The organism is Nostoc sp. KVJ20 (assembly GCF_001712795.1).
Lineage (GTDB): Bacteria > Cyanobacteriota > Cyanobacteriia > Cyanobacteriales > Nostocaceae > Nostoc.
This window is the reverse complement of record NZ_KV757649.1, coordinates 1-20765: the sequence shown is the minus strand read 5'-3', so window position 1 is coordinate 20765 and position 20765 is coordinate 1. Positions and strand designations below refer to the sequence as shown.

Annotated in this window: 20 protein-coding genes and 2 pseudogenes; 2 read left to right on the top strand and 20 right to left on the bottom strand. The window is 44.2% G+C overall.

The genetic code is table 11. The features are described 5' to 3' along the window. Window positions 1-85: 85 nt before the first annotated feature. The 17 genes and pseudogenes from A4S05_RS22485 to A4S05_RS22415 form a co-directional block, all read right to left on the bottom strand. A complete protein-coding gene (locus A4S05_RS22485) occupies window positions 86-1660 on the bottom strand; it encodes a hybrid sensor histidine kinase/response regulator (RefSeq protein WP_256091091.1) in 1575 nt (524 codons plus the stop codon). After that, the gene (locus A4S05_RS22480; protein WP_069072017.1) at window positions 1660-7626 is read right to left on the bottom strand and encodes a hybrid sensor histidine kinase/response regulator; all 5967 of its coding nucleotides are present in this window, start codon (window positions 7624-7626) and stop codon (window positions 1660-1662) included. Before A4S05_RS22480 ends, A4S05_RS22485 begins: the two co-directional genes overlap by 1 nt. Window positions 7627-7831: 205 nt before the next feature. Beyond that, window positions 7832-7933: pseudogene (locus A4S05_RS40525) on the bottom strand (sigma factor); the annotation flags it as partial. Between the two features lie 89 nt (window positions 7934-8022). After that, window positions 8023-8373, bottom strand: coding sequence for a peptidoglycan-binding domain-containing protein (locus A4S05_RS22475; RefSeq protein WP_069072016.1), 351 nt, complete (start codon window positions 8371-8373; stop codon window positions 8023-8025). Between the two features lie 19 nt (window positions 8374-8392). After that, on the bottom strand, window positions 8393-8758 hold the full coding sequence (locus A4S05_RS22470; protein WP_069072015.1) for a hypothetical protein: 366 nt from the start codon (window positions 8756-8758) through the stop codon (window positions 8393-8395). Between the two features lie 123 nt (window positions 8759-8881). Then, complete coding sequence (locus A4S05_RS22465; RefSeq protein WP_084227217.1) at window positions 8882-9154, bottom strand: DUF302 domain-containing protein; 273 nt, start codon at window positions 9152-9154, stop codon at window positions 8882-8884. A 12-nt stretch (window positions 9155-9166) separates the two neighbouring features. Further along, complete coding sequence (locus tag A4S05_RS22460) at window positions 9167-9544, bottom strand: hypothetical protein (RefSeq protein WP_069072014.1); 378 nt, start codon at window positions 9542-9544, stop codon at window positions 9167-9169. 20 nt (window positions 9545-9564) lie between these two features. Next, on the bottom strand, window positions 9565-9852 hold the full coding sequence (locus tag A4S05_RS22455) for a hypothetical protein (RefSeq protein WP_069072013.1): 288 nt from the start codon (window positions 9850-9852) through the stop codon (window positions 9565-9567). Window positions 9853-9995: 143 nt separating this feature from the next. Further along, window positions 9996-10787, bottom strand: coding sequence for a CPBP family intramembrane glutamic endopeptidase (locus A4S05_RS22450; RefSeq protein WP_069072012.1), 792 nt, complete (start codon window positions 10785-10787; stop codon window positions 9996-9998). Window positions 10788-10948: 161 nt separating this feature from the next. Then, window positions 10949-11686 carry an SDR family oxidoreductase gene (locus tag A4S05_RS22445; protein WP_069072011.1) on the bottom strand — a complete coding sequence of 246 codons (738 nt, stop codon included), beginning with the start codon at window positions 11684-11686 and terminating at the stop codon, window positions 10949-10951. A 36-nt stretch (window positions 11687-11722) separates the two neighbouring features. After that, window positions 11723-12706, bottom strand: a complete 984-nt coding sequence (locus A4S05_RS22440) for a CPBP family intramembrane glutamic endopeptidase (RefSeq protein WP_069072010.1) — start codon at window positions 12704-12706, stop codon at window positions 11723-11725. 164 nt (window positions 12707-12870) lie between these two features. After that, the gene (locus A4S05_RS22435) at window positions 12871-13428 is read right to left on the bottom strand and encodes a DsbA family protein (RefSeq protein ID WP_069072009.1); all 558 of its coding nucleotides are present in this window, start codon (window positions 13426-13428) and stop codon (window positions 12871-12873) included. Window positions 13429-13613: 185 nt separating this feature from the next. Then, window positions 13614-14273 carry a response regulator gene (locus A4S05_RS22430; protein ID WP_069072008.1) on the bottom strand — a complete coding sequence of 220 codons (660 nt, stop codon included), beginning with the start codon at window positions 14271-14273 and terminating at the stop codon, window positions 13614-13616. Beyond that, complete coding sequence (locus tag A4S05_RS22425; RefSeq protein WP_256091090.1) at window positions 14270-16261, bottom strand: PAS domain S-box protein; 1992 nt, start codon at window positions 16259-16261, stop codon at window positions 14270-14272. The genes A4S05_RS22430 and A4S05_RS22425 overlap by 4 nt, the downstream gene beginning before the upstream one ends. A 12-nt stretch (window positions 16262-16273) precedes the next feature. Next, complete coding sequence (locus A4S05_RS43500) at window positions 16274-17011, bottom strand: hypothetical protein (RefSeq protein WP_256091089.1); 738 nt, start codon at window positions 17009-17011, stop codon at window positions 16274-16276. A 16-nt stretch (window positions 17012-17027) separates the two neighbouring features. Beyond that, a complete protein-coding gene (locus tag A4S05_RS22420; RefSeq protein WP_218107968.1) occupies window positions 17028-17483 on the bottom strand; it encodes a serine/threonine-protein kinase in 456 nt (151 codons plus the stop codon). Between the two features lie 122 nt (window positions 17484-17605). Next, the gene (locus A4S05_RS22415) at window positions 17606-17875 is read right to left on the bottom strand and encodes a hypothetical protein (protein WP_069072006.1); all 270 of its coding nucleotides are present in this window, start codon (window positions 17873-17875) and stop codon (window positions 17606-17608) included. Window positions 17876-17984: 109 nt separating this feature from the next. Between A4S05_RS22415 and A4S05_RS22410 the strand changes: the two genes are divergently transcribed. Both A4S05_RS22410 and A4S05_RS22405 read left to right on the top strand, forming a co-directional pair. Next, a complete protein-coding gene (locus A4S05_RS22410) occupies window positions 17985-18524 on the top strand; it encodes a P-loop NTPase family protein (RefSeq protein ID WP_069072005.1) in 540 nt (179 codons plus the stop codon). After that, the gene (locus tag A4S05_RS22405) at window positions 18514-19050 is read left to right on the top strand and encodes a GNAT family N-acetyltransferase (protein ID WP_256091088.1); all 537 of its coding nucleotides are present in this window, start codon (window positions 18514-18516) and stop codon (window positions 19048-19050) included. The genes A4S05_RS22410 and A4S05_RS22405 overlap by 11 nt, the downstream gene beginning before the upstream one ends. A gap of 44 nt (window positions 19051-19094) precedes the next feature. On the opposite strand, the gene A4S05_RS22400 is transcribed toward A4S05_RS22405, so the two are convergent. The 3 genes and pseudogenes from A4S05_RS22400 to A4S05_RS22390 form a co-directional block, all read right to left on the bottom strand. Next, window positions 19095-19505, bottom strand: a complete 411-nt coding sequence (locus A4S05_RS22400) for a hypothetical protein (protein ID WP_069072003.1) — start codon at window positions 19503-19505, stop codon at window positions 19095-19097. 43 nt (window positions 19506-19548) lie between these two features. Then, window positions 19549-20229 (bottom strand): hypothetical protein, encoded by a 681-nt coding sequence (locus A4S05_RS22395; RefSeq protein ID WP_256091087.1) that lies wholly within the window; start codon window positions 20227-20229, stop codon window positions 19549-19551. A 221-nt stretch (window positions 20230-20450) separates the two neighbouring features. After that, a pseudogene (locus A4S05_RS22390) lies at window positions 20451-20765 on the bottom strand (short chain dehydrogenase); the annotation flags it as partial.

The following is a 20765-nucleotide window of genomic DNA, read 5'->3' as shown; positions in this document are numbered from 1 at the left end:
GAATTTTGGGTCTGGTTACAGTGTCACCTACGCTATATTTACCCCAAGTAGTAATTTTGTAATTAGTAAAAGATAGCACTTTAGACTACGTAAACTTAATTAGCGTAGGCGTAGCCAGGCGCAGGCATCGCTCTTGGGAAAAAACTTTTTGGTTTACTGATTCTAAAGGGTGCGATCGCATCGGAATTTTAATCATAAACTCTGTTCCCTGACCAGGCGCTGAAAGGCACGTTATCTGACCACCATGTTTGGAGACAATAATTTCCTGGCTAATCGACAAGCCTAAACCCGTGCCTCTACCTACGGGTTTTGTTGTAAAGAAGGGGTCGAATAAGCGATCGCGTACTTCCTCTGTCATACCGGGGCCAGTATCGCCAATCCAAATAGTCACAAACTCATTGTCAGTTACTTCGGTGCGAATCCTAATCGTGCTGCGGCAAAAGTAAATTTCTTGGGGCGATCGCTGTTTATCATACTCCTCCAAAGCATCAATTGCGTTCGCCAGTAGATTCATAAACACTTGGTTGAGTTGTCCTGCATAACACTCCACAAGCGGTAGATCGCCATAATCTTTAACGAGTTGAATACCTATTTGGTTAGAACTGGCTTTAAACCGATTGTGCAAAATCAGCAACGTGCTGTCTAGCCCAGCGTGAATATCCACCAGCTTCATTTGGGCTTCATCCACGCGAGAAAAAATCCGTAATGACTGAATGATTTCGCGGATACGGTCAGCCCCAACCTTCATCGAACTCAGCAATTTGGGTAGGTCGTCACTCAAAAATTCTAAATCTATCGCTTCAGCCAGTTGTTGAATTTCAGGTAGCGGTGAGGGAGTGTACTTGGCATAGAGATTCAAAAGGTTGAGCAAATCTTGGGTATATTGATAGGCGTGAGTCAGATTTCCATAGATAAAGTTGACAGGATTGTTAATTTCATGAGCGACACCTGCCACCAATTGCCCCAGACTGGACATTTTTTCACTATGAACCAGTTGGCTTTGAGTTTCTTGAAGTTGGCGAAAGGCAAGTTCTAGCCGATTGGCTTGTTCTCGATAACGTGCTTCTGATTCCTGCAATGCTTGCTCTGTAAAAATGCGCTCTTGGATTTCCTGTTGCAGCAACTGATTAGATTGTCCAAGTGCAGCCGTTCTTTGTTCCACCCGTTCTTCTAACTCAGATGTCAGTTTTAAGAGGGCGTTCTCTGCCTTAGTTCGCTCTTGAATCTCCTGCTCTAGATGCACATTTTGTTCTTGCAGTCTCTTCGTCAGATTTCGGATGCTTAAATGGATTTTGACACGAGCTAAAACCTCTTCATGTTGAAGCGGCTTAGTGATGTAATCCACCGCCCCAAGATTCAACCCTCTGACCTTATCCACCGTCTCAGAAAGCGCCGTCATAAAGATTACGGGAATGTCTTTAGTTGATTCTTGAGCTTTCAAATGTTCACAAGTTTCAAACCCGTCCATACCAGGCATGAGTACATCTAACAAAATTAGATCGGGGAGAGCATATTCGACCTGTTCAATTGCATCTTCGCCATCCTGCGCCACCAACACTTGGAAGCCAGAGTCAGCCAAGAAATCGAATAATACTCCTAAATTTGTCGGGTTATCATCAACGATTAAGATAATGCCATTTTCAATGTTTAAAAGACTCATTAATTTACCCCTATATTTTTTAGAATTTCACGAATTTTTTTAACTTGAAAACCTTTAGCTAATTGACGCAACTCTAAAGAGAAAGGTGCATATTTAACATCCACTTCTTCTAAGTGAGTAACTCGCTCCACAATCCCTTTGAGATCGCCTTTCATTGCTAAATTCAACAGAATCGCAATTTCGTCTGCGGAGGGAGGTACCAATGATTGCTGAGAATTTTCTTCTTTGTTACCTTTAGATAATTGAGTTTCCCCATCATCATAAATCCATTCCAGTTCTAAGTGATGCCGTAACTTTTCTAAAAGCTCTGTTATGCGGATGGGCTTAGGTAGAAAATCATTGCAACCTGCCTCTCTACTTTTGTTGAGATCGAAATCAAAAACGCTGGCAGAAGTGCCAATCACGATTACATTCTTTAGTTCAGGCGATCGCCGAATGCGACGAGTAGTTTCAAAGCCATTCATTTGAGGCATCATCAAGTCCATTAAGATACAATCTGGATTTAATTCAAATGCTTTGTTGAGACAATCTTGACCATCTACTGCTTCGATCATTTCAAATCCTAAAGGTGATAGCATCTTGACTAAAATTGCCCGATTTTCTAGCCTGTCATCTGCCACGATAACTTTCCGCTTCTCGCCTTTAAAACTTTGGATATTTCTTTGCTCTTTTTTGATAACATCAGCGTATTTAGAAACTTCGGGTAAATCTAAATCAAAGAAGAAAACGCTCCCTTTTCCTAAGTTACTCTTTACCTGGATTTCGCCACCCATCATCTGAACTAATTGGCGGGTAATTGCCAGTCCCAATCCCGTTCCTTCTGCTTTGCGATTGTGTTCTCCTACCTGCTGGAACGGCAAAAATATCTCTTCTAATTGCTCTGGTGCCATGCCAATTCCTGTATCTTCCACCTGAAACCGAATTTTACCTTCCTGATAGCCGACTTTGAAAGCCACGCCTCCAGTTTCAGTAAACTTAACGGCATTACCCAGTAAGTTAATCAAAGCTTGCCGCAACCGTTTTTCATCAGCTTTGACACCTATAGGAAGTTGAGTAATTTGTTCAAAAATTAAGCAAATACCTTTTTGTTCGGCGCGGATACGGCAGATTTCGGCAATACCTTCGAGAAAATCTAGGAAATGAAAATCCGTTAGGTGGAGTTCCATTTTTCTCGCTTCAATTTTAGAGAGGTCTAAAATGTCATTAATCAGGTTCAAGAGGTGGTCGCCACACTGATGAATAATATTCACACCATCTTTTTGTGAGTTAGTTAAACTTTTTTCACGCTTGAGGATTTGGGCATAACCCAAAATGCCATTAAGTGGTGTTCTCAGTTCATGGCTCATGTTGGCAAGAAAATCACTTTTAGCACGGTTGGCTGATTGGGCGATTTCTTCTGCTTTTTGCAGATGCACATTTTTTTCTTGTAACTCTAAAGTTCGCTCTTGTACTTTGGCTTCTAAGTTAGCGTTGGCTAATTTTAAGTCTTTATAAAGACGAGCATTTTCAATGGAAATCGCCGCTTGAGAAGATAACAGTTGTAATACTTCTAAGCGATCTGATGTAAATGCGCCAATGGTAAGATTATTTTCTAAATAAAGGATGCCACTAAGTTTTCCTTGATGGATGAGCGGTGTACATAAAACCGATTTGGGTTGATGGGTAGCGATGTATGTATCTGTGGTAAATGTTCCTTCACAAGTTGCATTGCTGAGGACAACATTTTCTTTAGTTCGGGCTACATACTTAATCAGTGAAATTGGTAGCTGCTGACTGTTTGATACTGGAATTCCTTGTAGCACAGTTACATCATTTTTGTCTACTGTTCCTGATGCTTCTATTTGCAAGTCTCCTGATTTTTCTAAAATTAGGTAGCCTGTTTGAGCGCCAGCATTTTCTAGCACAATTGTCATTAATTTAGCCAACAATTTGCTCAAAACTATTTCTCCAGAAAGGGCTTGAGATGCTTTCATAACTGTGGCTAAATCCAGCGAGTCTGAAGCATTTTCACCCGTATAGCTTATTATCCGAGTCGCGTTCGTACTGACGGTTTCTCGCTTTGATATCCGAAATAGTTGGGGATATCTTTTTTCCAAGTCTTTGACTTTTGCCTTCGCTCCCCAGCAACCATATCCATAGTAGGCATCGTTGAGATAGGTATTAGCAACTTTCTCTCTGCCACAAGCAAAATAGAACTCTGCTGCTAGTTCTGACGCTAGGGCTTCTTCTTGAATATATCCATGTTCTCTGGCTCCAGTTATGGCTCGGTCGTAAAATGCGATCGCTTTGGCATCTTGTTGCAATACTCGTGCTTTTTCTGCTTCCACTAAATCATACTTATGCTGATAGTTTGCAGGAGAATGTAACGCCCATTGCTTCATTTTTTTCTGCTGCGCTATCACTTGGCTGAAATATTGTTGGCGGTCGCTTTTTGATGCACCGGGATACAAAGCTAGGAGAGTCAGAGAAGAGTAGAACTTGTGTTCGGCTTTGTACATCAACGCTCGTCCACCTTGTTCGTATTTTTCTGCCAGCAAGGCATCCTCAGCAGCGCAATCGTAATTTTTAAATAAATAACCTAGAATCAGTTTAGAAACATAGATAGGATAAATAGCCATGTAATTATTGCTATTTATCAGAATTGGCAACATTTTATTTTCATCAAAACTTTCGCCAATTAATCGATATGGTTCCGATGTTTTCTTAATTAAATTTAAACCTGTTTGTCGAACTATCTGAGCATAGATAATTTGAAATTCTTGTTTGGTTCTTTGCATTAAAGCAATATAATGCGCCTGTTTTTGAAGAGCTATTTCTAGATTTTCCCCAATAAAAAACAAATGCGTACAATAAAAACAAGCCGAATAAGAAGCATATTCTAAATCTCCTGTTTCCAGCCCTCTTTGGACACCCTCAATTAACGGTTCTATAGTATTAATAGCTGGTTCTTTCCAATGCCTGATAAAATAATTAAATGTTTCATAGATTTTCGCCGTCATTTCCTTAGCATTGAATTGATTTAACAGCTTTAAGCCTAGCTGACCAAATTGATAGCCAGAATCCATGTCTTCAAAAGCGCCACATAGGAACATTCCATAAAGTACATACGCATAAGCTGACAGAGGAGAGTTTCCATCTTTGAGACAGAGATTAGTCATTTTAAAAACGACCTGGGGATAAAGTTCGGGTGCTGCAATATAAACCGGAGGAATCAAATTTATTAAAACTCGCAATGCAGCTAATTTATAAACATCAGTCATTTCTGGCAATTCTATTAAATCCTCAATCCTTTTTCCTCCTAAATTCAATCTAGTCAGTCTTGTTGGGGATTTCGCTGCTAAAGGCAACCCTAGCATTTTCAGGACTTGCATTCCGGTATTTAACGCAGCTTGCATTTGGTTCTTAGCAATATAAAACTGCATTTTTGTCTCGTAGACCTGGACTCGATCGAGCAGGGTTTTTGCTTGTGATAAAACTACATCAGAAAGCATTTCTGCTCGCTCGAAGTTAGTGTTGAGAAATTCTACTGCTGCTGTTTCTACATAGAGATTGAGTGTCATGTCATACTGACACTTCCAACTATCTGCTGCAAGAAGTTCCAAACCTACATTTAAATATTTAACAGATGATTCATACGCTGTTGCTGCTTTTGCTTTCTGTCCAGCTATAAGATTGAGTTGAGCCAGTCTATCTTTTTGAGGCTGTTGGGTAATGAATTCAGCACCAACATTTAGTTGATTGACAATTTCAAAAATGTTTTCTTCAATGTCCGTTTCCGAGGTATGTTTGAGTAGCAATTCACCGATTTTTAGGTGAGTCTGTTTTTTCTGGTCATCTGGAATGAGAGAATAAGATGCTTGCTGCACCCGGTCGTGTAAGAACTTATAGGTGATGGGTGATGGGGGCTGGTTAATGTGCGATCGCCTGTTCTCAGTCTCCATTTGTTCTGAGTCGAAAACGAGCGGTGTTTTGTAGGAATTATTGAGGGGCAGAACCAAACCTGATTGCAGAGCTTCCCACAAATCTGCTGCTGTTTCTGACTGAGTTGTTTTATTAATAATCGCCAATATATCTAAAGTAAATTTGTCTCCAATGCAGGCAGCAAACTTTAATACATTCTGGGTTTTTTCAGATAGCTTTTGAATTTGACTGACCATCAATTCAACGACATTATCAGTTATATTCACTCCCTGAATAAACTCAATATTCCATTGCCAAAAACCGCGCTCAAAGTCAAAGGATAACAAGTTATCCTGATAAAGAGATTTGAGTAACTGAGTTAAGAAAAAGGGGTTACCTTGGGTTTTTGTAAAAACTAACTCAGCTAGCGGTTTTACCTTTAAAACTTCACTACGAAGAGTATCGGCTACTAACTGCTTGACATGATCGCTATCCAAAAGCTGGAGGATAATGTTATTTACGATCGCACCAGTCTGTTGAATCTCCTCCAAGGTCTGAATCAAGGGATGAGTGGCACTGACTTCGTTATCTCGATACGCACCAATTAGCAATAGATATTGGCTATCTGGGTCGGTCATAATTAACTGGATAAGCTTTAGGGAAGCTGAATCCGCCCACTGTAAGTCATCCAGAAACAAAACTAGCGGATGTCCGGGTTGACTAAATACATGAATGAATTGTTGAAACACCCGATTAAATCGGTTTTGTGATTCTGATGACCCTAATTGAGGAACTGCTAGCTGCGGGCCAATAATCCGTTCTAATTCGGGAATAACGTCTATAATTACTTGAGTATTGGAACCGAGGGCATATATTAATTTTGATTTCCAAACGGCAATTTGGTCATCGGTTTCTGTTAGCAATTGCCGCATCAAATCTTGGAATGCTTGAATTAAGGAAGCAAAAGGAATATTCCGCTTGAACTGGTCAAATTTACCGGAGATAAAATAACCGCGCTGGCGCACAATCGGTTTGTGAACTTCGTAAACTAAGCAAGATTTACCGATGCCTGAGTAACCAGAAACTAGCATCATTTCTGCACTACCAGAACTGACGCGATCAAATGCTTCTAACAAAGTAGCAACTTCTATTTCCCGTCCGTAGAGTTTTTGCGGGATAGAAAATTGGCTGTATGAATCTAGTTGACCGACAATAAAGTGGGAAATCTCTCCATCTGTCTGTAACTGAGTCAGACAGGTTTCTAAATCGGCTTTTAGTCCTAGAGAACTTTGATACCTATCTTCAGCAGTTTTAGCTAACAATTTCATGACAATATCAGAAACTGCTGAAGGAATTTTGGGATTGAACTCTTGAGGCGCTATTGGTATTTTTGCAATATGGCAATGAACAAATTCCAGAGGGTCAGCCGCATTAAATGGTAGCGCACCTGTCAGCATTTCATAAAAGGTAACACCTAAAGAATAGAAGTCGGTACGGTAGTCAATTGACCGATTCATTCGTCCGGTTTGCTCCGGTGACATATAAGCAAGAGTGCCTTCTAATAAATTGGGATTGCTAATGCTTTGATTTTCTTTTTCTAACCGCGATGCAATACTGAAGTCAATAATTTTAACTTGCCCGGTTTCTGGGTTAATAACGATATTGTCAGGTTTAATATCTTTATGAATAATTTTGGCTTGATGCAGTTGAGTGAGAGTGGATGCTAGCTGAATAGCTATTGTGAGAAATTCGGTTAATGATAATTGGCGATCGCTAATATACTTTTTCAGAGATTCTGCACCAAAGTCTGCCAAAATTAGGGCTAGACCGTTATGATGATTTTCTAAAGCTAGAGACTTGACAATTCCTTCTATATCTACTATCGTTTGTGAGATTTTATATTCATGTCTGAGTCGGGTTAGTTCTTCGAGGCTGGGATACTCGGCTTTCAGGGCTTTAATGATCGCAAGAGTTTGATCTGACTGCTTGGAAGCGCGATAAATAACGGTATTGACACCTTCATACAGAGCTTCAATAAAGTTGTAACTGGGAAGAACAGGTATCATTTTTCTAAGCCTAAGTATTAGGATGAACTGGGTATGAGGCTAATAAACGTTATTCACCACTGTCAAATAAAAGGACATTCAGGTGTTGTATTTAGCATTCCCAGCCAGTCCAAAAGTTTTATAAGACTAAATAAAGCTCAACATTTGGAAATATAAGTTTGCACTTAGTGAGAAAAATTGCACAACATTTCCTAAAAACAAGGTTTGTGCAAGATTTTTCTCCAATCGCGCGTGTAATTGACTGCTTAATCCACCAGTAAACGTAGGTTGATAGTTTATAGCCTCGGTTGGGATCAAACTTCAGAATTGTGATTGCGATTGTGGTTGTGATTTTGGTTGAAAGAATCTTTCGGTTCATTAGAAATCTTCTGTGGCTTATGGTTGTGTAATGTTCTGTTATTTCCAGGGAAGCGGGGATCGATAGGGGTTTTCGTGCATATCCAGGACTTCCCAGGTGGTTGGATTGACTCGCCCTGTAACTGGGATTCTGTATCGTCGCTGGAGATCGCGTACCGCAGACACTGTGACCGCACCAAAGATGCCATCGACGATCGCCCCTCTTGGATTGCCTAGCCTCACACCTGCGGCTCCTAAAAAGCCATTGTCTTGAAGGATGCGCTGTAACAATTGCACGTTTCTGCCGCGATCGCCTTGGCGCAAGGTAGGTAAGGTGAAATCAGTGTAGGCAGAGTCTCCCAGAATGGGTTCCCAGCCTGGAAGCTGGGAACCATTCAACGAGCGTGCCATTCATATCCGTGCTATTGATTCAACTTTTTCTACAAGCTTGCTTCATCAAGATACGGTTGTTTTTATACACCTCTAAAGTTCCAGACTGCGGGTTATCCAACGTGCCATCCCATACCCAATATTCATAAATTCCATTCCGAAACTTATACACTCGAACACCTTCTGTTGCTTGGCTAGTTCCTTTACCCAAACTTAAATTACCGTTGGCACTGGTTGCGCGATAAAGCAGTTCACCGTTCGTATAATTCTGCCAAATATTGATGTTGTACCCACTCTGGCATTTTGTACTCAGGATGATGCCAGCAGTAGAATCAGCAGAAGCTCTTAAGGAAAAATTAGCTAAGATACTGATTGGCAGAGCCAGGAAGAACGCAAATGTTTTCATGAGTGTTGTAAAATTAATGAGTTTGACATTACTCGATTGCTACTACAATGCTGTTTCAAAAACGCCAAGGTGCGATCGCCTTTTGAGCGGGTGCTTTGCGCCATCGCGTGCTAATTCTGCAACTTATTTGTGATCGACGTAACTAAGTGCTTCATTGATTAAAGGTGCAATGATAGCGATATTTTTCACCAACTCATCCGAGAGAGAAAATCGCTGTTTTAAGTAATTAGGATCGTTGTAACTCACCCACACCTTGCCGTCAGTCGCTTCCCATGCCAGTACTTTCAGGGGTAAATCCAGGGCGATCGTTGGTTCTGCCACCATGAAGGAAGAGGCAGAGCCTCCCAGAATGGGTTCCCAGCCTGGGCAAGGGCTGTGTCTTAATGAGCGTGCCATTCGATTTAGACACTAATGTTCAGAATTCACTTGCCATGTAATCACAATGATTTCTGCAAACCCTAAGACAAATATTAGCCGCGAAAACGCTCCTAAAATGGCTTCCATCGTCCAGTTCTGACTCTGAACCTCCCAGATCATCCAAACAATATAGAATCCCATCACCAACCAGGGTAGAATTACCGCTGAATTCCGTCTGCGATAGAAGCGGATCGTCCTTTCGCGCCAAAATGGGAAGGTGCTGAGAAGACAAAAAATGTAGGAGGTTCCTGCACTGATGAACAAGCTTCTTTGAAGACCCGAAGGCAGGTTTGGGTATCCAAGTGCGATCGCACTCAGACAGACTCCCAGCGCGAGGTACAGAAAAGTAAACAAGGTAAATCGTTTCATTATTTTTTCTCCGGTAAAGCTTATTCTCTGTACCAGACACGCACACATTGAAAGCAATTGATTGCAAGACCCTGACTGATCATCACTGGGTGGAAAGCATTACTGGTCGTCACTCCGTAGACATCATCACTTGTGCCTTCAATCCGATCGGGTAAAACAACGGTTTCAACATTGATTACCTGTATCGTTGTACTTGCGATCCACTGATTTACAGCACTCACAACCTCAGAGAAGGATTCATACTCGGCAGGTCCGCCGAAGGGTCCTCGTTCAGTAATCCGAGGCGCAAAATCTTTGCACTGAATCATTTGATTTACCACCTTAAAACTGTAGAGTTGAGCATCAATTCAAGTAGTGGGCATCGCCCACCATTTTCAAAACCTTTCTTTTTAAAACCTTTCACTGTAAGGCTTTGTGGGCAGTGATAGCCCTATGAGATCTATTCCAAAACTTAAGCCAACCTTGCCAGTAAACCGCTAAGAACAAAGGCAAAAGCATGAACGCTGATATGAGCTAACATTGCAGCCTCTAGCGAATATTGCCAAAAGAGCCAGCCAAATGCGATTCCTACAATCCCATTCAGTAACAAAGCCCGAATAATCACAACTGGAGTGAGAGGAACGATCGCGGCAGTCGCTGGCAGGTGTAGTAGTCCAAATACCAACGCGGCTAGAACAATCGCACCTTGGTATATTCCTTGGCTTGGCAGCGTAATGCCTTGTTTGAAGATTTTCCATGCTATCCAAACAAGCAGTGACATTAAGCCCCAGCGCATCAGAATTTCCTCAGTGATGCCGCCATAAAGCATCGCCGTAAGTGAACTCAGCCAATTCGGTTCTGCATTATTGGCTGCCCGTAGCGCTTCAGGTAGTGCAGGTTGCATCAACCGATCGAGCAACAGGAGAACGATCGTCGCTGCTGCACCTACACCCAAGCTCCATTTCATCTCAATGACAGAATATGGAATCTTAGGGGTATGAAATACCCAGTAGTCAATCAAATGTGAGCGTAATCCAACGCGATAGGCACAGCCAATTCCGATCAGAATGCTGATTGCCAGTAGAATTGAATACTGTAGTCCTTGCAGAAGCATTAAAATCCATAATGGAGGCACTTTTCCCAGTGTTTCTGGAGACAGTTTCGCTAACTGTTGCTCGATTAAAGGAATAGACGTGATCGTAAACATCACAATTCCCACACTGCCCAATACAAATAAAATTCCAAATTGTTTCAGAATTGCCATTGGTTTAATCTCCAGATGCTCTGTCCTATTAGCTCATGCCAGCAGCTATCATTGCTGGGATTGCGGGCAGGTTGAAAAGGACGTGAATGCGTTTACTGATTCACACTGCTCATATGTCGAGGTGCATAACGTTCTCCAGGTGTTCCCTCGACTTCCGAAATTTAGCTCATTTGTCCAATCGGTCGAACAATGATTTCATTCACATCTACCTCTACGGGTTGCTCGATCGCAAAGGCAATCGCACGCGCGATCGCATCTGCCGGAATCACTGCCTCACGAAATCCCTCCACCCATTCTGCTGCTTCAGCATCCGTGATCGTGCTGGCAAGTTCAGTTTCCGTCACTCCAGGCGAAATCACCGTAACCCGGATGTCCGTCGATTCTTGCCGCAGTCGTCCCTCGGAAATCGCCCAAACTGCAAACTTAGTGGCGCAGTACACGGCTGCGGTTGGATAGACGTTATGCCCGCCAATCGAGGATAGATTGACAAACTGCCCTGATCGTTGCTGCTTAAAGAGGGGTAGTGCAGCAGCAATCCCATGAAGCACACCGCGAATGTTCACATCAATCATGCGGTTCCATTCATCGATCTTCAGCACCTCTAGCCTGGAAAGCGGCATCAAGCCCGCATTGTTCACCACAACATCAAGGCGACCAAATTTATCTTGGGCAAACTCGACAAAGGCTTGCATATCTTCGAGGTTGGTGACATCAAGGGTGCGGTATTCTGCTTCGCCACCTTTAGAGCGAATTTCGGCAGCGATTGCTTCCAGTCGATCGGTACGCCGCGCCCCTAACATAACCCGTAAACCCTGGCGAGCCAGCAATCTAGCAGTTGCTTCACCAATACCGCTACTAGCTCCAGTAATCGCAATAACTTTGTTCTCATCAGTTGACATGGCGATTGTTCCTTGTAAGTGATTAAATTAACGAGATTACCGACGACCCTTCAGATGATTTTGGGAAACGGGTTCGGATGCCTCATCGCGTTTGAACACCCGGAAAACAATCACCAGGAAAATGGGAATCAGCACGAGAGAGGTGATGTCGTAGAATCTTGCATGGTACTCACTAACGCTGAACAGGGCTGGCGTAGTGAAGAAGCTTCCAGACCAGTTGAACAAAAGAAAGTACGCGATGTTGTTAGCGAAATGTGCGCCGATCGCAAGCTCGGTGGTGCCGTCGATCAATGAAACGATCGCAAACAGCAGACCCGTGCCGACGAAGAGTCCGAGGAACATCCCGATCCATCCGCCCTCCTGTGACTCTGGATTGGTGGCGTGCGGCAGCGTGAAGATCACAGCCGAGACGATCGCCAGAAACACGCGGTTCGACCAGATCAGGCTTGCGCCCTGCACGATGTACCCGCGAAAGAAAAGCTCCTCAGTGGTCGTCTGGATTGCGGTGATGACCAGCGCGATCGGTACAAAGAGCGCGAACGTCTTGAGGTCGGAGTTGAAGGAGAAGCTATCGGGGTAGAGGAGGTACTGCCCCAGTCCGGCTAGCAGCACCCACGGCACAAACCCAGCCACAAAGCCATGACCGACGCGCCGCCAACTGATCTGCTCCCGCGCCGTGACGAGTGTCCGGGGATGACGCTGGTGGATGAGGGTGACGGCGATGAGGATTCCCGCGAGCCACACCGGAAAACCTGCCATGCTCACGACAAAGCCCCCCACCCGACCGAACGCGGCATAATCCAGCCGACCGAAAGCCGCGACACCCTCTTTGCCGCCGATCGCGAGCGCGACGAGCGCACTGGCGAAGTTGGCAACGACCATCCAGGCAAAGAGGATGATCATCAGCCCCAGAACATACCGCCACCACCGATACTTACCCCACCGGGCAGCCTCGACGTAAGTCGCGTCTTTCACTTCTGTTCCGATTCCCTGGTGTCTTTTGATTGCTTTAATCTTCATCTTTGTCTCCTTTACTCGTACATATATGTAGTACTTGGAAGTTAGCAAACCTGTTTTGCGGTCATTCCAGTGAGGCGTTTAAATTCAACAAAACAGGCAAAAACTAGCGAGCAAATGCGCGATCGCCGACTAGCACTCACAAACAAGTCAGGTATAAATAGAGCTTAGTGACTTACTGCAACAATGGCTGTCATCAACTCTGTCATTTTCCAGCGTGCGGTATATCGAATGGTATTGATAAATAAGACTGGGGCAGTTGTTACTCCACTGTGTATTCCACTTTCGATATCTTCGTGGATGCGATCGACATATACTTGTTTAGACAAGTCTTTGAGAAACTGAGGAATATCAAGCCCCAAATCATTGGCGTACTCTACAAGATAACCATTCTCTAACTTCTGTTGATAAACAAATAAAGTATCGTGCATTGACCAAAACTGTCCTTGGGCAGCGGCGGCTTCAGCGACTTCGGCGGCTCGTTGAGCATGAGGATGAATCTGTGTTTGCGGAAAATGACGGAAGATAAAGCATAAATAATCTTCTCCAAAAGAAGCACTCAGCTCTTGTTTGATTCCTTGAATCATACTGTAAACGTCCGCACTTCTAGAGCATTGATAGTCTCCATACATCACCAGCACGACCTTGGCACTCAGCACACCTTGCATCCAATCTTGAGTTGAAGGGGGTACAAGTAAGGAACTGTAGCTGCGATCATCGTTCATTTTTTACGTTTGCAGCAAGTATAGAACTTTGCAATTGACTTGCTCAATCCATTGACTGCATCTCTATTTGCATACATTTAATATAGGAAATTGCCTTCAAGCTGTCGTCTATAGCAAGTTAAAATTTTTACAGTATAAATTGATAGAGCAACCATGCCATCGTGGAGTAGAAGGCTGGTTCTAACTCAAGTTAGAATCCCAATTCTATCGAAAGTACATCTTAATAAATTAACAATGCCGCGTTTAACGGCAACAATTACAGCTTGGGTGCGATCGCTCACATCCAATTTATTCAAAATCCGATTGACATGAGATTTGACAGTGCCTTCACCGATACTCAAAGCAGCTGCAATATCGGCATTGCTCATTCCCTGCGCCAGTGAGCCGAGTACTTCTAGTTCTCGTTCACTCAGTTCTGGATTGCTGAGGCGCTGTACCAACTTTGCTCCTACATCAGGCGGAATATACTTCTGACCCCGATGAACGGTACGAATAGCATTCAGAAGCTCGTCAGGTTCAGTTTCTTTCAACAGATATCCTTTTGCGCCTGCCTGCAATCCCCGATAAATATCTTCGTCACTATCATACGTGGTCAGTACAATAATCCGAGCAGATTTAGCAGTAGCACAAATTGCACCGATGGCGGCAACTCCTTCCACTTCAGGCATTCGGAGATCCATGAGCGTGACATCCGGTTGGTGTTCCCCAAATAGAGCGATCGCTTGTTCCCCATTTTCGGCTTGGGCAATCACCTGCATATCTGGGTCACGGTTAATAATCGTGGCTAATCCTTGGCGAAAAATAGCATGATCGTCTGCAATGAGAACCCGAATGGCTTGGCTCATTGTGATGCCTCCCGATCGACGGTAACAATCATCTCTGTACCTTCTCCAGGTTGACTCCGAATCGTGAGTTGTGCACCGATGCGCTCTGCTCGTTCGCTCATGCCTAGTAAGCCAAAACCCTCAGAGGCTGGAATACTCCCAACTCCAAAGCCCTGTCCATTGTCTTGCACGCGCAAGCAAAACTGATCGCGATCGTATCCTAGCTTCACTCGAATTTCATCAGCATTGGCGTGTCGAATCGCATTGGTTAAGGCTTCCTGCCCAATCCGCAGTAGGTTACTCTCGACTTCAGTCGGCAGAGAATATACTGCACCCTCAATCTCATAATATAAAGTGGTATCCATTGCGGCAGTTCTGAGTTGAGCGATGAGACGATGTAGAGCGCTCTGTAAACTGCCTTCCTCCAAAAGCTGAGGACGGAGCGCTACTACCGATCGCCGCGCTTCAACCAGTCCAGTTCGCGCCAATTCTTTGATCAGGTCTAGGTGTGCCTCAGTTGCTTCTGAATCATCCGTTAACACCTGTTTTGCCGCTCCTACCTGAGCCAGAATGCCCGTAAACGCCTGAGCGAGTGTGTCGTGAATTTCACGCGCCATGCGGTTGCGTTCTTCCAAAATTGAGGCTGCTTCTGCTCGCTTTTGCAGCGTAATATCTCGCGCTATCCAAATCACCTGTTCGTGCCGAATCGGTGCAATGCGAGCCGAAAACCAGATTTCTCGTTCAGCTATCCACTGGCTGTATTCAACTGTGAGTACTTGTTGAGTTCTCAGCACCTGCTGAATGTAACTCAGGAATTCATCAGCTTGTTCCGTAGCATAGAGTTGATGCAGTGTTTTACCAATATACTCCTCCCTATGCAACTCTCCATATGACGGATTTCCTTTGATTGCACAGATCAATTGTCCCTCACTATTGAAGATACACATTGGATCGGGAATGGCTGAAAAGAGCGATCGCAGTTCTGCTTCAGAGGCTTGCAATGCTACTTCTGCCTGTTTGCGATCGCTAATATCCGCAATCACCCCTTCGATGTAATCATCGGCTGCATTCAGATAAGAAGAGAAAAGTCCCCAAAACACTGTCCCATCTCGTTTTCGCATCTGTGCTTCATAGCTTCGCACTTCCCCATCCCGCTTCATCACCTCAATGCCTTGTTGGCGATCGCTGGGATTGACCCAATAGCCTGTAGTGTGTTCAATTCCAATAATCTCTTGGGGTGAATCAAAACCAAACAGATCGGCAAAGCGTTGATTGGCATTGAGAATTAAGCCATCATCGGTGCGGGTTCGGTAGATACCAACCTGTGAGTTTTCAAAAATAGTTCGGAACTTGGCTTCACTGCGTTGTAATGCCTCTTCTGCTTGTCTACGCTGGGTGGTGTCATTGCCAACCGATAAGATTTCAACGACATCTCCTTGTTCATTGAAGATGGATTGATTTGACCAAACAACCCAAACTCGCCGACCGTCTCGACACAGGTTTTCACCCTCGCCTTGCGGGTACGATTGAGGATTACGAAGTAAATCATGGACAAAGGGTCTCACATCGCGTCCAGAAAGTTCGGCTTCTGGAATGATGGTTTCAAATAAGGTTCGCCCTAAAATCTGATGTTCTTCATAGCCAAGAAGCTTTACCCCATAATCGTTGATGTAGCGAATCCGTCCTTGCGGATCATAGCGAATGATCACGGAATTCGCGGTTTGTAGCAGGTTGCGATAATTTGCTTCACTTTGTCTCAATGCGGCTTCGGTTTGTTGACGTTCCGCGATCTCCTGCTGCAAAGCTTGAGTTTGCTCTTCTACCTTCCTTTCCAGTGTTTCGGAATAATCCGATAACCGTTCATATAACCGAGCATTCTCCAGTGAAATTGCTACCTGAGCAATCAACAGTTTAAGGACTTGTAAGCGATCGCTAGTAAACACTCCGGTACTGAGATTGTTCTCCAGATAAAGTATGCCAATCAGCTGATTTTGCTTAAGAATGGGCATACACAGGAGCGATCACGTTTGTTGGTTTTGAATATACCGATCAGTCAAAAAAGACGGTTCGCTGATTGCATCATCAAACACCAGAGTTTCAAATGTGCGTTCTACTGATTGGATGACGGAGACAGGAATTGTTGCACAGCCAGCAACAGCGATCTTTTCCAGGTTACACTGTCTACTCCCACTGCACTGAGCCACAACAGTGAGCCGATCATCTTCCAGGAGAACCAGAGCGCCAGTTTCGGCTCCGGCATTTTCTATCACCACCTGCATCAACGTTGCAGTTAATTGATCGAGATGGATCATTTCTGAGATGGCTTGAGCCGCTTTCATCGCCGCAGCCCAATCGATCGCCGCAGTCGGATGACGGATAGTTTCATCGGTCACGATTGAATGTGATTGCCGAACTAGGTTGGTGTTGAGGAGTTGTGGATAGCGTTTTTCTAAGTCTTTAACTTTAGCGGTTGCGCCCCAGCGATCATAGCAATAGTGCGCCTCTTTAATGTAAGTTTGAGCAATTTTTAACCGCCCTCGCGCCAGATAATGTTTAGCCGCTAATTCATAGGCGAATGCTTCTTCCTGGATAAACTCATTTTCAGCAGCCCCCGCGTAGGCGTAGCCCGTCGTAGACATCGCTCGCTCGTAAAACTCTTCAGCCTCAAAAAATTGCCCTAAGACTCGCGCTTTTTCTGCCTCGACTAGATGAAATTTATGTAGATAATTCATGGGAGCGTGTTCTGCCCATTTCTGCATCTTTTCTTGGTTGATGTTAACACAATTGAGCCAAGCTACTTTTTGGGAGTTTGAAGCATCGAGAGGTAGGCTCAAAAGCGCCAGAGAGGATATTGGCTGCATGGATTCTGCCCAGAATGTCTGTAAGGGCGATCGCAACACCTAGAAAAGTGGATAAAGGCATGGGGTAGAAGATATCTGGGCGCTTGTGCATCCATTGCTCTAGGGACTCTCCCCAAAAATCTTCTAAGAGAATCACCAGAGTGCGTTGATAGTCATGCTGACTGTATGCCTTCACCACTCCCTCCACTGTAAGGGAACGGGTAATTTTATATTCCTGTCTGTAGCGGGTTAATTCTTGGGGAGAGGGATAATCAAGCTTTAGCATTTTTACAATTATCCCTACTCCATCGTCTCTGATGCCCCGATAAACTAGAGAATTAGAACTTTCGTATATCTTGTCTTGGATGGCAATACCAGGTAGAGCAATCATAGAGCAACTCTTGAGAGGATAATCTGGCATACCTCAAACTATACAGTAATTCTCATTCTGAAAATAATTACTTGCTATTTGCTCCCATCGAAAATAATTTTGAGTAAATAAGAGATTGATAACTAAACTTTAATTTCCAACTCCAAAACACTCAACACTTTCTCTTCCAAATCCGTCAAATAAGCCCGCTTCAGCTTCCCCAACGACTCCAGAAACTTCTGCACCGACTCCTCCAGCCCACTTGAATACACCCGATTGATGCGCTCGCAAATCACCCGCATCTGCTCACACTCGGCAGGCACGTAATTGTAAGATTTGAGGTGCTGCAAACCAACCGTGTACTCGCCACCCCAGGTTTTGACAGTGCATGATACCAGGGCAAAGTAATACATTTTTTCTGTAATATATCTTGTATTATAAAGGTAATATAAGTAAAGCTCTTATTCTTTCGTAACAAACTTGTGCCAGCTTGAACTTGATCGCCCTAAAAGGAGAGTGGGAATGAAAAAAGTAGCGGTGTTTGGCAATGCTGGAGGCGGTAAATCAACTCTAAGCAAAAGATTATCCCAAATTACTGATTTACCACTTCACATCTTGGACAAGATTAAATATCAATCAGGGGGAACTGAGGTTCCACATGAAGATTATAAGCGCGTCCATCAGCAAATTTTAGCTACTGACCGATGGATTATTGACGGGTTTGGCTGCATGGAAACTCTCTGGCTAAGACTGAACGAGGCAGATACTCTGGTTTATGTCGATCTACCTCTATATGTGCATGGATGGCTGGTAACTAAACGATTTATTACAGGTTACTTTAAACCGCCATCAGGCTGGCCTGACAATAGTCCAATATTGAGGAGTTCGCTTAATAGCTACCGCGTACTTTGGCTATGTCACAAATATTTGACACCAAAATATCGTGAGTATATCGAGCAGGCTCAAAGCATGAAAAATGTTTATCATATTCGCTCGACTAAAGAAATTTCGCAATTCTTTGAATTAATTAAGTGCCAGACTAATTTAAAAGATGGTGCATAAATCTATGGAAATCAGATTTTTAAACACCCAAGATGTCGTCGTTTACCGCGAACTACGTTTGCAAGCATTGAGAGACTCGCCCACAGCATTTGCTTCCAGTTATGAGGAGGAATCCCGTTTTTCTTTGGCCGACTTTGCTGCCAGACTTCGCCCTCACGATAATTCTGCTAACGGGATTTTCGGTGCTTTTAGCGACACGGACAAACTTATTGGTATGCTCGGCTTCTCACGCGAGAACCGTTTGAAGCGTGTTCACATTGGTTCTCTCTGGAGTATGTATGTTTTACCTGAGAATCGAGGGCGAGGTGTTGGAGCCGCGCTTCTTGATGAGGCATTATCCCATGCTCGACGGCTTAATGGTCTGCGACAGATCGTTCTCACGGTCACTACAAACAATTTACCAGCCGCCTCTCTTTATAGCTCACGGGGTTTTGAGCGTTTCGGTTTAGAGCGTAATGCTTTATTTATTGATGGTAGATATTTTGATGAGGAGCATCTGGCATTACACTTCAACCATGATGCCTAACGAGAACCTGTTGCACACTTACTATATAAAAACGACCATAATTCTTAAAACTTTATCTCGTTCCCATATTCCAACTCCACAACACTCAACAATTTCTCTTCCACAGCAGTAAGATAAGGCCGATTTACCTTCCCCAACAACTGCAACAGACTTTTGACTGTCTCCTCAAGCGAATCGGAATACACCCGACCAATGCGATCGCAAATCACCAGCATCTGCTCACACTCGGCAGGCAAGTAGTTGTACGACTTTAGGTGCTGCAAGCCAACGCTGTACTCCCCATTCCAGGTTTTGACAGTGCAACTGAACTCATTTACTTGGCTGACAATCCCCCAGCAGCCACCCTTGCCCCTGAGTTCTGGATTATCTTTTGCTATTTTGATATAAAGTCCCAGAGTTTGCAGCATTTGCTCAAACTGTTCTAGCGTCGCCCTTTCTTTGATAATCAGTACCAATATTACACCCCTACCACAATAGATTACAGAAAGTATTGTTGCATTAATCTTTTATCTCAGACTCTAGAACACTCAACAATTTCTCTTCCAAAGCCGTCAAATAAGCCCGATTCACCTTCCCCAGCATCTCCAAAAACTTCTGCACCGACTCCTCCAACTCACCCGAATACACCCGATTGATGCGATCGCAAATCACCTGCATCTGCTGACACTCCTGGGGCAGATAGTTGAATGATTTCAGGTGTTTCACCCCAATGGTGTACTCGCCATCCCACATTCTCACGGTGCAACTAAACTCGTTTACTGCGCTGACAATCCCCCAGCACCCACCTTTGCCTCTGAGTTCGGGGTTGTCCTTAACAAGAATTTGACACACCTCGCCAATTTGGTAGGTGTTTGGTACTTTGGTTCTCTCCATGATGCGCTGTACAACATCTTTGACGATTCTACCAGTTGGCACTTTCCCACCAGCAACTTGCACTGCCTGCTGCCATGCAGTGCGCTGGACTTCTGGCTCTAGGGCAACCAAGGGGCGTACTTGACGTTCGTTTGTCGGCAGTATTTGTAAACAATTTGTTGTCAAAAGCGGGCAAGCGTTGCCCCCCGAAGTAGCAATCGTTGGTTGTGGAGGCGCGGTTGTAACAAGGGCAGAGATGAGGCGGGGGCGGCGATAGAGATGCTTAAGCCAAAGGCGATCGCAGATGTCACTCCAGTACAAGTCCATAACCTTACTTCCCGGCAATGGCAACCGGGAGTAGTGAAAGACTACTCTTCGCTAGCGGGGTTTGGTGTCGGTGCGCTGTGGGAGGCGAGGGCTTTTATGTTTTCAGTGGGGAGTGTGTGGCGGTGGAGAGTGGGCAAGAAGAGAGCTGCATCAAGCTCTACTGTGTAGTACTAAAAACTACAGAAAATCATATACTCTCAACGCAGTTTCTAAAGTTCTGGTTACTTCTGGGTAGCAGTTGGCTTGCGAACAGTCGCAGCAGTTATACGATCAACCAATCCTGGCATAATTAGCTTTGCCCAAGGGAGTATTTTACCTTTCAACGTCATGATGTGTTCTCTTTTACGCCGCTCCATCGCCCAGATAATTTGATGTACACACTCATCTACTGACATATTGCCTTGCGTTTCATCACGCGGACTTTTGCCTAATGGTTTTCCATCTGCTCCCAACGCTTGTTGCCGAATATCTGTGGCGACAAACCCTGGTGAAACAACCAATACATCTACTCCTATTGAGTGCAATTCTATCCGTAA

Coding starts and splice junctions, on each gene's coding strand:
- A4S05_RS22485 (WP_256091091.1), bottom strand. CDS start 1,660: ATGAGTCTTTTAAACATTGAAAATGGCATTATCTTAATCGTTGATGAT.
- A4S05_RS22480 (WP_069072017.1), bottom strand. CDS start 7,626: ATGATACCTGTTCTTCCCAGTTACAACTTTATTGAAGCTCTGTATGAA.
- A4S05_RS22475 (WP_069072016.1), bottom strand. CDS start 8,373: ATGGCACGCTCGTTGAATGGTTCCCAGCTTCCAGGCTGGGAACCCATT.
- A4S05_RS22470 (WP_069072015.1), bottom strand. CDS start 8,758: ATGAAAACATTTGCGTTCTTCCTGGCTCTGCCAATCAGTATCTTAGCT.
- A4S05_RS22465 (WP_084227217.1), bottom strand. CDS start 9,154: ATGGCACGCTCATTAAGACACAGCCCTTGCCCAGGCTGGGAACCCATT.
- A4S05_RS22460 (WP_069072014.1), bottom strand. CDS start 9,544: ATGAAACGATTTACCTTGTTTACTTTTCTGTACCTCGCGCTGGGAGTC.
- A4S05_RS22455 (WP_069072013.1), bottom strand. CDS start 9,852: ATGATTCAGTGCAAAGATTTTGCGCCTCGGATTACTGAACGAGGACCC.
- A4S05_RS22450 (WP_069072012.1), bottom strand. CDS start 10,787: ATGGCAATTCTGAAACAATTTGGAATTTTATTTGTATTGGGCAGTGTG.
- A4S05_RS22445 (WP_069072011.1), bottom strand. CDS start 11,686: ATGTCAACTGATGAGAACAAAGTTATTGCGATTACTGGAGCTAGTAGC.
- A4S05_RS22440 (WP_069072010.1), bottom strand. CDS start 12,706: ATGAAGATTAAAGCAATCAAAAGACACCAGGGAATCGGAACAGAAGTG.
- A4S05_RS22435 (WP_069072009.1), bottom strand. CDS start 13,428: ATGAACGATGATCGCAGCTACAGTTCCTTACTTGTACCCCCTTCAACT.
- A4S05_RS22430 (WP_069072008.1), bottom strand. CDS start 14,273: ATGAGCCAAGCCATTCGGGTTCTCATTGCAGACGATCATGCTATTTTT.
- A4S05_RS22425 (WP_256091090.1), bottom strand. CDS start 16,261: ATGCCCATTCTTAAGCAAAATCAGCTGATTGGCATACTTTATCTGGAG.
- A4S05_RS43500 (WP_256091089.1), bottom strand. CDS start 17,011: ATGCAGAAATGGGCAGAACACGCTCCCATGAATTATCTACATAAATTT.
- A4S05_RS22420 (WP_218107968.1), bottom strand. CDS start 17,483: ATGATTGCTCTACCTGGTATTGCCATCCAAGACAAGATATACGAAAGT.
- A4S05_RS22415 (WP_069072006.1), bottom strand. CDS start 17,875: ATGTATTACTTTGCCCTGGTATCATGCACTGTCAAAACCTGGGGTGGC.
- A4S05_RS22410 (WP_069072005.1), top strand. CDS start 17,985: ATGAAAAAAGTAGCGGTGTTTGGCAATGCTGGAGGCGGTAAATCAACT.
- A4S05_RS22405 (WP_256091088.1), top strand. CDS start 18,514: ATGGTGCATAAATCTATGGAAATCAGATTTTTAAACACCCAAGATGTC.
- A4S05_RS22395 (WP_256091087.1), bottom strand. CDS start 20,229: ATGGACTTGTACTGGAGTGACATCTGCGATCGCCTTTGGCTTAAGCAT.